We start from the raw sequence: 14,194 nt of genomic DNA on the forward strand, positions 1-14,194 counted from the left end.
AATGAAGAGGCTTGTTTTTATACTATTGTTTTTGGTGGGACTATTGGTTCATAGTCAAACGCCTCAGAAAATTAGTTACCAGGCTTTGGTGCGCGATGCTGATCAAAATTTGGTAATCAATAAACCGGTCGGCTTACAAATTTCCATACTACAAAATACAATTGATGGCGCCGTGGTGTATTCAGAATCACATACCCCGGTTACCAATAATGGGGGATTAGTGACTATACAAATTGGAGCAGGGCTCAGTAAAAATCAAGATTTTAATACGATAACATGGGTCGAAGGGCCTTATTTTATTGAGACACAAATAGACCCAACCGGGGGTACAGAATATTCCATAGTGGGGGTAAGTGAACTTTTAAGTGTACCCTATGCATTGCATTCCAAATCAGCTGAAACTTTAGTAGGTTTTGATGGGGATTATGCCAAGAAAGCAGAAGTCGTTGCTTTTACACTTTCCAGAATAGTTACAAATAGTGATATTGGCAATACCATAGCATGTACGACTACAGCAGAATTAACACTGCCTGAAAATTTTGATATGCCTATTGGTGATGTAATTAATTTAGAAGCGCATAATGGAGCAATTTTAACTGTAAAAGCAGCTGCCGGAGTAGAACTTAACTACCAAGAAGGAGGCACGGCAATTTTTGCTAGTAATCAAAAGCAAGTACGGTTTGGTTTGTTGCGAAAGAGTGCTGCTAATGCATATATAATCTCAGGGCAATGAGATACTTGTTTTTCTTTTTGCTTTGTTCTTCACAGTTAATAAGTCAGAATTATCATTATGCAGTGGATACGCCCGATACAGCTGCAGAAGAAAATAGCTTTACTTATACTTTAGCTGAAGCTGCGACAACAAGTGCTGGTATTTATACTACCGAAGGTATTTTACTACGTACGTTATGGAGCAATGAATATAAAACTGCTGGTTCTCATGCAGCAAAATGGGATGGTTTAGATGATGAAGGAGTAGCTGTTACAAAGGGAACCTATAGTGCTAAAGTTTTGGCGAATAATGTGCAATACGAATGGGAAGGTGCCAAAATTGGTAATACTTCAAAACATTTAACCGGTGAAAATCGGTATCACGGACTAAGTGGATTTTTTAAATTTATTGTAGTAGACGATGACATATATTGGACAAATGGTTATAACGAACAGCGAACAGCAGCCAATCAATCATCAATTCATGACCCGCAAGTTACAACGCCAGTTTTAGATAAAGGCGCGGTAATAAAATATGTTTGTGCAGATGAAAATTACGTGTTTTGGAGTGGCCACGATGTATATAGCGATACCTCATTTGTATTTGTTACTACCCGTGAAGAGAATGAAGAATACCAATTTTCTAAGGCCAGTAATTATGAGGTTACTTATGGTAGAATCCACAATTCAACACTCAATACCTTACAAGGTAAGGACTCTTATATCACTGGTTTAGCACGTAGCGGAAATTATTTGTTTATTGCTCGGCAATTGCAAAATACCATTCATGTTTTGGACATCACCACAGGTGGTACTTTAGTACAAACTATCAAATCAATTAATGCCCCTAGAGAACTTACGGCAGATGGGAACGGAAATTTATGGATAATTTCAAATACCAATCAGGTTGCCAAATACCAAATTAGCGCCAATGGTATGTTGGGGTCGCCTACTCAAATTCTGCTAGGAATCGAAGAACCGCTAACCTTGGGGTTTAATAAAAATAATAATCAGATTGCAATTTGTGATGGTGGTACCCGGCAACAGGTGCGTTTTTTTAACGCAACCAATGGAGCGGAAGCAAATGCCTTTGGGCAGTTGGGGGGCTATGCAAATATCCCAGCAGTGGCAAATGACAAATTTTATTTCTCCGATTCAAAAACTAAAAATTTCGATGGGGGTATATATAGCCCGCTATACAATCATGCGGCTATTAGTTTTCAAAACGATGGTTCGTTTTGGGTGTTAGATGTCGGCAACAATCGCATGATGCACTATGGTCAAAATCGAAATTTTATTGAAACCATTCAATACACTCCAGATTGGTTGATGATGTCTATTGACAAAAACAATTCGTCTCGATTGTTTGTGGACTTTTTGGAATATGAAATTGACTACTCCGAGGAAGATGTCGCTAAAACTTGGAAATTAAAAAATAATTGGGGGTTTACTATTAAGGACGAATATAATAATGCCTTTGGAAAAATTAGGGAGCCGGTAACGCTTTCAAATGGAAGAACCTATTTTTTACTAGCAGAAGGACTAAACTTTGTAGTAGCAGAATTATCGGAAAACGGAATAAGAATTACTGATAAAGTATTGGATGGGTTTTATTGGGTTTGGCTCGACGATGGAACACTTGTTTATGCAAATCCGGCAGAATTAGGAAAGAGTGTTATCTGGGAGAAATACGAGTTAATTGGTTTTGATGCTAATAATGATCCTATCTTTTCCAACGGCTCTATTTTGGCACAATTGCAGAATATCAAAAAAGACGATCCACTTCATCGCCATGCGGGGTGGTTCAGCACTTTTTTAATGGATAATGATAAACTAGTTTCTTTTGATGGAAGACCAGAAGAAAATGGCATGGGCGGAGGATATCATCTAGGGTTACTTGATATTAGGACCAACGAATGGCTCTTTAAAACTTCTAAAGCAACTGGGTCCGAGTATGATGGTGATTACCCACTAGATGGTGGTTTCGATACTGGGAATGATGTTCATAATGCAGGGAGTAAAGCGATGGTTTTTGGAGATAATATCCTCTGGGGGTATTACGGGGAGTTTTGGAAAGGAGGCTTTCAAACGAACCAATATGCACATTATAATAAGAATGGTTTATTACTCAACGTATTTGGAACTAACCAGTCATTGAATCCTAATCATCCTTGGGATAATGTTAAAAAGCATATCCCTTTTGAAGGGATGGCAGGGAATGTACTATCGCCATTTGCAGTTGCACATCCTAATAATGAAAATATTGGCTTTTTATATCATCCCGATGAATCATGGCACGGGGGCATTCATCGTTGGAAGATTTCCGAGCTAAAAAGTGTTGTAGAATTAGAGCTACTTGTAATATTGAATTAGGTGCAATACTTTATTTATTAATAGCCCACCACTTTCTTTTCATAAATGGTCGTTCTAGAATTGGGAATGCCAGTAAGCACACCATAAGCGTTATAATTAATAAAATAGGAACTATCAATTCACGATTCTTAATTAGTGGTATTAATTGATGACCTACAACCGAGATTACCTGAAAATGGATTAAATAGATTATATAACAAGCACCACCTATGATAGTCAAAATTTCTATTGAAAGTGTTTTTTTAAACTGTCCTTTTATTAAAACGCCATATAAAAATACAAATAGTAGTGCGATTTGTAAGAGGGTGATAAAGCTGTTTTTATCAAAAATATCAAGTGCAAAATAAGAAAGTAAACTTAGAAGAGTTATGTATTTTCCGAGGTTTAAAAAAGGTACTTGAATATTATTTTTTTCGATGATTGCAACGGAAATACCAACGATAAACCAATGGAAGTGCGAGGTTAAAAAATGTAGTTCATAGAACCTAGAAAAGGCGAAAATTAAAACACCAAATAATAACCATTTTTTTAAGTCATCTTTAAAGATATAAAAGAAAAGTGGCAAAAGAAGATAAAACACTACTTCAATTTCTAACGACCAGGTTACAAAATTAATAAGATTTTCATTAAAATTACTTGTGTATGTTAGTACATGAAAAAGACTATTGTTTTTGGCTTCATCAAAGCCATCTCTAAAACTGAGTAGTAAATAAAAAATGATTGTAGTAAGTAAGAAAGGAGGTTCAATTCTTTCTATCCTTCGAATTAAATATTTCTTATAGGAAAAGTTTTTAGACCTTAGAATTTGAGACATTAAAACAAACCCCGATATACTAAAAAACAATTGAACCCCTAGATGTCCTGTAAACCATACAGGTGACAAGAATGAGGATTTATCCGTATACAAAGTTAGAAAACCATCAACATGAAACAATAATACCGCAAGTATTGCAATAAACCGGAGTCCATCAATCTCTGCCCTATATTTATCAGTAGCTATTACTCTTTTAAAAACTTTCATTAGAATCAACTAAATTTTATTTGATAGCTTTTTTAGGTAAGAACGGCATCTTTAAAAGTTTGCATAATATTGTCGATATTCAAGTTTTTTTCAGAATAGATTCTAGCATTATGTTTTAATAATTTTCCATTTTCTTCATTCAAGGCCTTTTCCAGACCTTCATCTAGTGCTTGCTGATTTTCTGTAGGTACTAAAATTCCCATTTTATATTTATCGACAAGATGATAAAGGTTGGAGCCTTTATCAGCAGTAATTAAACTAAGCCCACCAACGGCTAAAATTGAGGTGAGTTTAGATGGTAATACTAGGTCACTCGCTTTGGTTTTTTGCATGACAAGATGTACGGTAGCCATGTTCAAAAAAGTATTAAATTTTTCTAAAGGTTGTAATGGAAAAAAACCAAGGTTTTTTAAATTCATTTCTTTTGCTTGGCGTTGCAATTCTTTTTTATATGGCCCTGTCCCACAAATTGCGAATTTGATGTTTGGTTGGGTTTCGAATTTTTTGGCAGTTTTAAGTATAGCAATTAATCCTTGTTTTTCGCCAATAGCACCAGAATATAAAACAACTTTATCCTTTGGTTGGTAGCCATAATTAACTTTCAATTGATTTTGATTCTTCAAGGGATAGAATATTTTATTATCTACCCAATTTGGAAACAATATCACTTCGCTCTCTGTTTTACCTTCAATTTTAGCGACCATGTTTTCGGAGATACTACTCACAACGTCGGATTTATTGAGAATGCTATTTTCTAATTTAAACAGTGTTTTTAACAGCTTTTTAGATTTTATCATTTCAAGATCTTTGGCCACTTCTATTTGTAAATCTTGTACATGATAAATATGTTTTCCTTTTCTAATTTTTTTAAAATAATTACCGAGGATGCCTAATTGAAACGAAGGTGCTACGGTAAAGATGAAATCGAATTTATTAAAGAATGCAAGCTTTGCTAATTGAAATGTTACAGAAGCGAAAAACGAAAAATCTAAGAGCATTCGTTTTTTACCCGTAGGTTTTCTAGGCACATACATGGGGCAACGATAGATGGTAATAGCGCCCCCGGAGTCAAAAGTTTCTTTTTCTTTCTTATACCAAAAGCGACGTTTCCTATAGGGTTCTTGAATTTTCCAGTAGGGGTAATAGGGGTAGGTGGTAATTACGGTACAGACATAGCCTTCTTTGGCAAGCCATTCAATCATTTCACCACTGTATTTGCCAATACCAGTAAGTTCGGGATAAAAATTGTACCCAATAAGTAGGATTTTTTTCTTCACAATAAAATGAAATGTTTCACAAATTCAGTTGGAATGCTGATTGATTCTAATAAAAGTGTCGAGAAGCTTAGATGATTACCATCTTGATTTTTCAAATGCTTTAGGATTTATTCTACATACGAGATTGGGTTGTACATCACTAGTAACAATGGAACCAGCGACTACAACTGTATCAACGCCAATAGTTACATTTGGTCCTACAAAACAAGAGGCGCCTACCCAACAACCATCTTCTAAAGTTATTGGACCATTTCTATAGTCCATACCTGGTGATTTATAATTATGATTTCCACCGCATAAAAAAGCACGTTGTGAAATACACACATTATCACCTATGGTAACTTTTTCAAAATTTAAAATAAACACTTCCTCGCCAATCCAAACATTATTTCCAATGTCTAATTTCCAAGGAAAATGAATATTTATGTTTGGTTTTATTACAGTTCTTTTACCCACTTTAGCACCGAAAGCACGAAGTAGAATTACTTTGATTTTACTGGGGTAGGGTAAAGCAGATCTAAAGAGAACTACCTTTATCAAATACCAAAGCCCTTCTTTCCATCGTGGTACACCTCTATCTAAACCAATGGAAGGTTTGAAATCTTGCAGGTTTACTTTCGAAGTGGGTTTTTCGATGTTTTCTTTCATAGTATTATGTAGGGTCTATTGCTTTTAAGAAGCTTTTTGCAGCACTTTCAACCGCGAAATACTGCTCATAAGTTACCACTGCTTTTTTGGACATTTGCTGCCATTGTTTGGTATCGAGTTTGGAATAAGCTTCAAATAAATTAATTGTTCCAACCTTTGAATCCGTAGCTACAAATCCTCCTCCACCGCTTTCAATTTCACGCCAAATATTTATTTTATTTGAAATTAGTATGGGTCTACCGCAGGCCAAAGCTTCAACAATGGCAATGCCAAAATTTTCTTGATGACTTGGTAAAACAAAAGCCTTGCAACCATAAAAGGCTCCCCATTTAGCATTACCCGAAAGCATACCGGGAAGCAAGACATTTTTTTGTAATAGTTCGTCCGCTAGAATTATACGCTCAATTTGTTTTCCATAATTGCTCTCCATTCCCGGGCCAGCAATGACTAATTTTGGTATTTCAATTGAAATATCTAAAGCTAATTGCTGCTTACTAAATTCGGAATAGGCTTTTAATAAAATGTCCACACCTTTTTTTTGATGAATCCGACTGAGAAATAGAAAATAAGAACTCCCTTTTAAATCAGTACATTTTTCTATAAAGGCATTGGTCATATCAGTATCATAACTCGGAGGTTGTTCAACACCAAGTCCTACAACTAGTTCACTGTTTGGCTCATACGGTTTAAATGGAATACGCGCTAATTGTTTCTCTTCTTCACAAGTAAACAATAAACCATCTACGGCATTCACTACATTTTTTTCGATTAAACTCCAATACAACACATTTCGAATAGCCTTTAATTTTCTTTCGGGTGCTTTTTGAAAATAAGGATCTAGCATCCCATGGGGCATGGTATATATTCGTGGTGCTATGACACCATTATTCTTTTTATTTAAATACTTTTTCGCTTTATAAACGGCATAGCTAGGATATTGCCATAAGCCGTGAATGATAACAACTGAAAAACGATTGAGGTTATTCACTAACCAAGGCTTCAGTTCTTTAGTATAACATAGCGGGTTGTTGGCCGGCCCCAACGCATGGGTAATAAATTGATCTTGTTGTAAAAAAGTTTCTGTTGGCATATCCGTACTTACCACTTCACTTTCGACTTCAAGTAGTGCCAAACCTTTAATAATGGTACGTACGGCTTGGCACACACCTCCTCGTTTGGGATCCATCTTATCAATAACATGAAGTACTTTCATCGCTCTACGGGATTGGCTAGTATTGATGAGTAAATTTTTTCTATAGCATCTAAGGTCTTCTTTTGGTCAAAGCGCTTTACATTTTCTAATCCGTTTTTTACTACGGTCGCACGTTCATTTGGTGTTAACGAAAGAAGTTGATGTGCTTTTTTTGCAGCGTCAGCTGCCCAGTGATTTTTATTGGTAATGGTACGCTTTGGTATTAGAAAAGCTGCACTAGCTGCAACTTCAGTCATTGGTGGTTCATTTGTAGTTATTACAGGACAACCGGAAGCCATTGCCTCAGCAATGGGCCATCCAAAACCTTCGTCATACGAGGGGTATAAAAGTAATGTGGCGCCAGCATAAGCTTTTTTTACAGTTGCATCATTAATACCCACAAGAAAGTGAATGTCTTTTTTATAAGCAGAAGTTTCATGTGTGCTTACCAATGCAACATCAGGATTTTCACCTATTAAAAGCAATGGTAGGTTAGTCTTATAACTAGAACGAAGTGCATTATAAATTTCAATAATCCCAACTCTATTTTTATACCATTGATTCCCACCAACATGCAATAAATAACCTGCAGTGAGGTCGATGTTAGTGGTTTTTGATAATGTTTCGCGAACTTCTGTAACATTCTGAGGAGTAAAACTTCCATTCATTCCATTATAAACCACTTCAGAAATAGCTGGTTTCTTATTCAGAAATCGATGTAAATCTTCTTTTGTTTTTTGTGAAACTGAAATAAAATTTTTTCCTTTCGAATAGCCATTCCGTATCATTTTCTGGTAAATTTTACCGGTATAACTCGTTGGGTTTTCTTCAATTTCGTTACTAGCGGAACGTTGTGCTAAAAAATCATGACAATGAATTACATGTGGTTTGTCGGCAACTAATAGCACCCATGGCCCTAGTGCATGATCGGTAAAAACAAACAAAGTGTTCTGGTCAGTATTTTTAAGCAATTTTTTCACCCTTCTAGGGAAAACGATGAATTGGTCGATATAGCCCATCCATTTTTTTAGGAATGCTGGAGCTGGTAGTTGGGAAAATTTAGCTACCGGCGACCACATTGTAATATCATGCCCACGGTCTTGCATTCCATCAGAAAGCATTTTCGCGAATCGCGGCATACTTTGGTGACCTAGAAAATCGGGATGTGTAAAAAAAATGACTTTCACTAATTAGTAAAAACGTTTAATGATTTAAAGGTAGAAAACTACAAAGTGGAATTTTTTGTGTCTTTAAACGAGGCTATTAATAAACCTGTAACGAAAATACTAAAACCTAATGTAGTCGGTTGACCCCATTGCCCATTCGGTAGAAGCAGTAGACAGAAACTTAATAATAACCACGGAAGTAGGTTATTTTGTTTTAATGCTTTAAGTGATGAAAATGCTAAATGAAGTCCCAAAACGACGCGAATAAATATCAGTGCTAAGCCTATCAATAAACCTGATTCACCAATTAATCTAGCCCATTCATCTTCTGCATAAATAAGCATGGTTTTTTCACCAGTCATTAATTTTCCTCCGGCGTTCGTACCAATACCTAACCCATGTCCAAAGAAATGAGATTCGGATGTATAAGAGAAAGAATTTAACATGCCTCCCAGATAACGATCTACTAAGGTACCGCTTACCCCTCCTTCGTATTTCGTAGCTCCTTCAAATCTGGAAGTAAAAGCTTCAATAGGTGTTTTTAGTAAGCTGGTGCTACTTAATGCCAGAAATATGAGAACTGCTCCAATACCACCAAGTAAAATTCGCGGGAGGTATTTAGAATTTCTACCTATAGCAAATAACATAAATAATAGGGCAATAATAGTTTGGTACAATAATGTGCGGCTAATAGAAAAAGGAATAGCCGCAACAAGACCTATTGTTGCAAGTATCAATACGGTGCGGTTCACTAATTTATGGTTCAACCAAAAGTAAAAGATGAATGTAGTTAATAGGCCATAGAATTGCGTTAGACCAGAAATAAATGAGAAGGTGCCAGGGGGGCGGTAGTAACCCAAAGCGCCAGGAAATCCTGCTCCTCCTAAGTCTCCTCCAATTCCTCTATTTACCCAAGCACTCTGAGGACTATAAAATTGTAGAATCATTAATACGGTCATGGGTATTGCTATATATAATAAAGCATTACCTATTTTTAGTAAATCTCCCTTGTCAAATACATTGCCAATAACAAATATTAATGGGAAATACAACAGGATTATACGTGCGCCATAAATACATACAGCTACATTTCCATGCCCAAATAAAAAGGTTGTGCCCATAGCAATTATACCTAAAACAATTGCCAATATCAGATAACCATTTACCTTTAAAAAGCCTTTTTTTAAAGCTAAGTATAAAAGTAGTAATACTAACGGGTCACGTATTAGCGCTAATGGACCAGCTAGATTTGGTAAAATCCATTTTCGCAGCGCGCCTTCAAATAATAATAAGATAAGGTAAAGCCAAATACCTGATTTTAGTAATGATAGAGAATCTTTAGGTAAACTAAATGCCATATCTATTTGGTGAATCTTATTAGCTGCAAAATTAATTATTTCAGTTGTACGTTCAATTAATCTTTTTTTGCTTTACTAAGTTAATGTGCTATATTTTTTAGTTGTTCAACAATGGTATTATAACTATATTTCTCGATGATTTCTTTAGAACTTTCAGCCCATGATAAAGACTCCTTATAAAGTACCTGCTCTAATTTTTCTGCCATTTCTTTAATATTACCAGTTTCAAAGGCATATCCATTCACCCCTTCTTTAATAACATCATGTGAAGAGCCAGTTAAGTCTGATAGTACAACGGGTAGATTAAAGTTCATTGCTTCATTTACAGATAAACCCCATGTTTCTCCAACTGTTGAACACATTACAAATACATCGCTAACAGCATAATATTCCGCAATTTTTGTTTGATTAACAAAACCTGTAAGAATTACGTTTTTTACCTGATGCTTCTCAATAATTGCTTCGAGTTCTTCGCGTAGATTTCCTTCACCCACCAATATTAAAAAAGAGTCAGGTTTATTTAATGCTATAAATGCGAGTAGAAGATCTAGTGGTCTTTTTTTGTCAATATATTTACCTGAATAAAGTATAACTTTTGAAGTGTTAGGAATGCCAATTGTCTCTCTTAAATTTGCTTTTAAGGGGTTAAGACGCTTATAATCATTCGTGAATCTTTCATTATCTACAGAATATGGGCAGAAAATCAACCGTTCACTCTTTATGCCATAACTTTCATAAAATAGTCGATTTTGATTTCCAATATATAGGTAATAATCTAGAAAAGGAAAGAGAATATATTTTAGACCAAAACGCTTGATTTTTTGCTTAAAACCAGATTTTTTTTGTTCATGAACTAGTGGTGTTTCAACGCGTAAACACATAGTATGCCCCCTTAATTTTCCAAATATGATAACTAAAAAATGTGAAAAATAATTCCAACCATGTATTATAAATACGGATTTTGGTTCACGAAATAATTGCCCAATCATCCCAAAGTTAATTAGTCCAAAAAAGCCTTTATAGAGCGATGGTTTCCAAGAATAATTTTTAAAAAATTTAAAGTCGTAGCCCTGCAGTAATGGAATATCCCATTTGATATTAACTCCGAATTCTTGGTCGAAACTCCCTTTTATAGTTTCGTCGGAGCAATACCATGCAGCTGTTTTTAGCCCAGCTTTATTCATATACTTATACAATGGAGCAAAGTATTGGATGGGATGAGAGTTTATAAAAATTATCTTTTTCATATTTTATCCATTTTAGGATTTTTTACGATACCAGAACTACTTATGATGCATTCCGCTATTCGTATAGCCAAAGCTATTATGGTCATTGTTGGATTTGAAAAACTAGATGTTGGAAATACGGCTGAACTTGCAACATATAAATTATCGATACCGTAAACTTTACAGTCAGAATCAACTACACCTGTTTTATGATCTAAAGACATGCGTAATCCACCTGCTTGATGATAACTGTCAGTCATCCATTCATGATTGTTTGTATTATGATTTAAAACCCAATTTTCAAGTTCCACTTTTGCAATACCGCTTTGTTCTATTTCTGAAGCCGTCAATTTTGCCATTTCAACAATGGTATTGCTTGTTAATTCTGAAATGTTCCAATTAAGTTTTATTCTTGGCATTCCTAGCGAATCTTTTTCATTACTAAGTGTGATACTATTTTCGGTACTCGGATTTTGTTCGCTATGAATCTCTAACCAAATCGGTCCTTCTTTTGGTGAAAAACCTCTATTTTTCAACTTCCATCTAAATAATATGTTTAAAAGGTTTATTGAATTATATGGATTGAATATGAGGTAAATTATAGTTTTAATTGGCAATTTTTTATTGCGCAACTTTGCAAAGACCTCTTTTGCAATAGTTAGTGTGTTTTTTGCTTGTACATCAAAAACAATTTGCGAAGAAGCGAATAACAGTTTTTTTTCATTAGCCCACTTTGGAGACATCCTTAATCGAGGAAAATACTTGAAACCATTTTTATAGAAGGGATCAAAAATGGCGTGAAATTTAGTTCTCGATTCAGGGAAGATTTTCCCTACAACACAAGCTACGTGATCTTGAATATATAACCCAACAAGTCCATTTTGGTTTCCAATACCTGAAGAACTAAATTTCTTGGAATTTAGAAATAGTCTTACCGTTTCAAAAGCTCCGCCCGCTGAAATAAAATATTTGGCATTAACTACACCAACTTTATTGTTTAAAGTGCTAATAGATACAGCATTCACTTTTGTATGTTCAGCATTTGGAAGCAACTCCGTTACATTGGCATTTTTTAAAAGAATAATATTTTTTGATTTTTTAATCTTAGTACCGTGTTGTATAAATAGATTAGGTATTTTACACCATTTCGTAAATATAAAATCTAATTTTTCTGTATTTAAGGTTGGCTCTTTTATTTTCCAATCTTTCCACGGCTTATAGGAGAAAGGAACAGAACTGTCAGTGCCTAAAATTTTTTCTGCTTTATCATAAAAGTTCTTAAGATCTTCAAATGTTAAAGGCCAACCACTCAAAGGAACATGCGGTCGTACACAAAAATCTTCTTTCATAAATGGAAAAACTTGTCCGCCCCACTTTGTGGTAGTGCCTCCAATAATCCTTTCACGTCCCTCGTGAATTCCTCCATGAAATTTACCTACTAATTCAGCTTTATGTAAGTCAGCTGCCTCCTGGTTAAAAAACTCATTTCCACCTTCTAAAACGATAACGTTAAGTCCAGAATTAATAAAGGACAAGCTACTTGCAAAGCCCGCCGCACCTGATCCAATAATGCAAATATCTGCCGTGAACTCTGAGTCAAGACTAGTTGAAAAATCTATGAGCATAAGTGATACTAATTATAACAAGTTGGTTTCTTAGTTATCCGTAACTAGGTGTACCATTAAAATGAGTCATACCGTTTTTCCTAGCGGTACGAAGTAATCTTTCCTTATGTATATAATTTTTACTACCTCCGATAATTGACTGTCCAAAGCTTTGAGCTGAAACTCTTTCAGTCAATTTTATCACAGATTTTTTTATGTTAATTATCGGGGGAGCTAAAACTAAATCAAAAAGAATTAGAAATTTTATTTATATAGATTTAATACAATTGATTACAATATAATGTTATACTATAAATTGTGGATTATTATGTATTTACGGTGTTAATTCTTTAATCGCGCTAACGATTTTACTACCATAACTAGCCCATGTATATTCAATTGCCTTTTGCTGAGCCAAATTTGACATTTGAGGCAAGCGTTCACTATTCTCTAGAAACCAATTAATTTTATCAGCAATAATTTCGGGAGATCGTATAGGTACTAAAAAACCAGTTTTTTCCTCTTCAATTAAATCATCTCCTCCAGTATTTGGGGTGATAATTAAGGGAAGTCCTTGACTCATAGCTTCTTGCATTACTAAGGCACGTCCTTCAATAATCGAGGGCAAACAAAATACATCACAAGTGCGCATCAGTTCCAATACTTCAGCATGTGGCCTTCCTGGTTCATAAACGAAATCTGGACATTGATCACGATAAAACTTCATCGGTGCCAATAATGATCCTAAAACAACCAATTCTACTTGAGGATTGTTTAGTATTTTGATTGCAGCAAACAAATCGCCAAGCCCTTTCCGCTGACTCATAGATCCCACGAAAAGTACTCGTAATTTGTTTTCTTTTTTATTATGGGCAGCATTTGTTTTTAGGATAGGTAAATTTTCTGGGGTACCGAATGGAGAAATTAAAATCTTCTCTCTTGGCACCCAATTTGGCACAGAATCTTTAACAAATTGGGATGGTACCACCGTTAAATCGGCTAGTTCAATTTCTTCAGCTTTGCGCTTTAATTTATCTTCTGGATCGTCTATTCCTCCTTTCAGTGTGATAGCCCATTCTGGGTAACGTTCTGCTTCTTCTTGCTGAAATTTCCTTGCATGTTCCCAATAGGCTATAGGTAAATCGTAAACACACTTTAAACCCAGAGTTTTAGCCTTTTTAAAAGTTTTTAAGGCGATATCTTCATAGGCATAAACCGACCCAATATTTTCTTTGGTTAAAATAGTTTCTAATTTATTTGAAATTGATTTATCAAAATTTTGATTTATATATTGGATAAGCTCATAATCTTTACCTCTTAATCCAAATTGGTTTAATAGCTTACGACCTATCTCAACAGTTTGATAAACCGATGTTTCAATTTTATCAGCATCAATAGGAAAGGTTCGTCTCAAAAGTTCTGATTTTACAGAATTGGGCATTAGTTTTAACCATGGTGCATCAGGTTTTGTTGCCATTAAAGTATAATACTTTCCTAAAATACCCGCATTTTCTAAAGAAGGTAAAAGGCCTCTAACAAAAGTGTTGCCATACGGTTGTGATATCAATACTTTTTTTTGATTCATAGGAAAAGGCCTTTATTGGTATGGGTTGAAATG

At 35.0% G+C, this 14,194-nt stretch carries 11 protein-coding genes; 2 read left to right on the forward strand and 9 right to left on the reverse strand.

The window, feature by feature from the left end:
- The first annotated feature begins 1 nt into the window (after nucleotide 1).
- Nucleotides 2–733 (forward strand): hypothetical protein, encoded by a 732-nt coding sequence (locus ABJF52_RS18615; RefSeq protein ID WP_348153619.1) that lies wholly within the window; start codon nucleotides 2–4, stop codon nucleotides 731–733.
- Nucleotides 730–3,084, forward strand: coding sequence for a FlgD immunoglobulin-like domain containing protein (locus ABJF52_RS18620; protein ID WP_348153621.1), 2,355 nt, complete (start codon nucleotides 730–732; stop codon nucleotides 3,082–3,084). The genes ABJF52_RS18615 and ABJF52_RS18620 overlap by 4 nt, the downstream gene beginning before the upstream one ends.
- A 10-nt stretch (nucleotides 3,085–3,094) precedes the next feature.
- Here the strand turns inward: ABJF52_RS18620 and ABJF52_RS18625 are convergent, their stop codons facing one another.
- The 9 genes from ABJF52_RS18625 to ABJF52_RS18665 all read right to left on the reverse strand — a co-directional run bounded on the left by ABJF52_RS18625 (nucleotide 3,095) and on the right by ABJF52_RS18665 (nucleotide 14,161).
- Nucleotides 3,095–4,105, reverse strand: a complete 1,011-nt coding sequence (locus tag ABJF52_RS18625) for an acyltransferase (protein WP_348153623.1) — start codon at nucleotides 4,103–4,105, stop codon at nucleotides 3,095–3,097.
- A gap of 32 nt (nucleotides 4,106–4,137) precedes the next feature.
- Nucleotides 4,138–5,382 carry a WcaI family glycosyltransferase gene (locus ABJF52_RS18630; RefSeq protein WP_348153625.1) on the reverse strand — a complete coding sequence of 415 codons (1,245 nt, stop codon included), beginning with the start codon at nucleotides 5,380–5,382 and terminating at the stop codon, nucleotides 4,138–4,140.
- Between the two features lie 75 nt (nucleotides 5,383–5,457).
- Nucleotides 5,458–6,030 (reverse strand): WcaF family extracellular polysaccharide biosynthesis acetyltransferase, encoded by a 573-nt coding sequence (locus tag ABJF52_RS18635; protein ID WP_348153627.1) that lies wholly within the window; start codon nucleotides 6,028–6,030, stop codon nucleotides 5,458–5,460.
- Between the two features lie 4 nt (nucleotides 6,031–6,034).
- On the reverse strand, nucleotides 6,035–7,243 hold the full coding sequence (locus tag ABJF52_RS18640; RefSeq protein ID WP_348153629.1) for a glycosyltransferase: 1,209 nt from the start codon (nucleotides 7,241–7,243) through the stop codon (nucleotides 6,035–6,037).
- Nucleotides 7,240–8,409 (reverse strand): glycosyltransferase, encoded by a 1,170-nt coding sequence (locus ABJF52_RS18645; RefSeq protein ID WP_348153631.1) that lies wholly within the window; start codon nucleotides 8,407–8,409, stop codon nucleotides 7,240–7,242. Before ABJF52_RS18645 ends, ABJF52_RS18640 begins: the two co-directional genes overlap by 4 nt.
- Nucleotides 8,410–8,447: 38 nt before the next feature.
- The gene (locus ABJF52_RS18650) at nucleotides 8,448–9,746 is read right to left on the reverse strand and encodes a hypothetical protein (RefSeq protein ID WP_348153633.1); all 1,299 of its coding nucleotides are present in this window, start codon (nucleotides 9,744–9,746) and stop codon (nucleotides 8,448–8,450) included.
- Between the two features lie 80 nt (nucleotides 9,747–9,826).
- A complete protein-coding gene (locus ABJF52_RS18655; RefSeq protein ID WP_348153634.1) occupies nucleotides 9,827–10,993 on the reverse strand; it encodes a glycosyltransferase family 4 protein in 1,167 nt (388 codons plus the stop codon).
- The gene (locus ABJF52_RS18660) at nucleotides 10,990–12,597 is read right to left on the reverse strand and encodes a GMC family oxidoreductase (RefSeq protein WP_348153636.1); all 1,608 of its coding nucleotides are present in this window, start codon (nucleotides 12,595–12,597) and stop codon (nucleotides 10,990–10,992) included. Before ABJF52_RS18660 ends, ABJF52_RS18655 begins: the two co-directional genes overlap by 4 nt.
- Before the next feature lie 313 nt (nucleotides 12,598–12,910).
- The gene (locus ABJF52_RS18665) at nucleotides 12,911–14,161 is read right to left on the reverse strand and encodes a glycosyltransferase family 4 protein (protein ID WP_348153637.1); all 1,251 of its coding nucleotides are present in this window, start codon (nucleotides 14,159–14,161) and stop codon (nucleotides 12,911–12,913) included.
- Nucleotides 14,162–14,194: the final 33 nt, after the last annotated feature.

This window comes from Aurantibacter sp. (assembly GCF_039941195.1).
Taxonomy (GTDB): Bacteria; Bacteroidota; Bacteroidia; order Flavobacteriales; family Flavobacteriaceae; genus Aurantibacter_A.

Excerpts from the sequence above, each read along its gene's own strand:
- ABJF52_RS18615 (WP_348153619.1), top strand. The coding sequence starts at position 2 with ATGAAGAGGCTTGTTTTTATACTATTGTTTTTGGTGGGACTATTGGTT.
- ABJF52_RS18620 (WP_348153621.1), top strand. The coding sequence starts at position 730 with ATGAGATACTTGTTTTTCTTTTTGCTTTGTTCTTCACAGTTAATAAGT.
- ABJF52_RS18625 (WP_348153623.1), bottom strand. The coding sequence starts at position 4,105 with ATGAAAGTTTTTAAAAGAGTAATAGCTACTGATAAATATAGGGCAGAG.
- ABJF52_RS18635 (WP_348153627.1), bottom strand. The coding sequence starts at position 6,030 with ATGAAAGAAAACATCGAAAAACCCACTTCGAAAGTAAACCTGCAAGAT.
- ABJF52_RS18640 (WP_348153629.1), bottom strand. The coding sequence starts at position 7,243 with ATGAAAGTACTTCATGTTATTGATAAGATGGATCCCAAACGAGGAGGT.
- ABJF52_RS18650 (WP_348153633.1), bottom strand. The coding sequence starts at position 9,746 with ATGGCATTTAGTTTACCTAAAGATTCTCTATCATTACTAAAATCAGGT.
- ABJF52_RS18655 (WP_348153634.1), bottom strand. The coding sequence starts at position 10,993 with ATGAAAAAGATAATTTTTATAAACTCTCATCCCATCCAATACTTTGCT.
- ABJF52_RS18660 (WP_348153636.1), bottom strand. The coding sequence starts at position 12,597 with ATGCTCATAGATTTTTCAACTAGTCTTGACTCAGAGTTCACGGCAGAT.
- ABJF52_RS18665 (WP_348153637.1), bottom strand. The coding sequence starts at position 14,161 with ATGAATCAAAAAAAAGTATTGATATCACAACCGTATGGCAACACTTTT.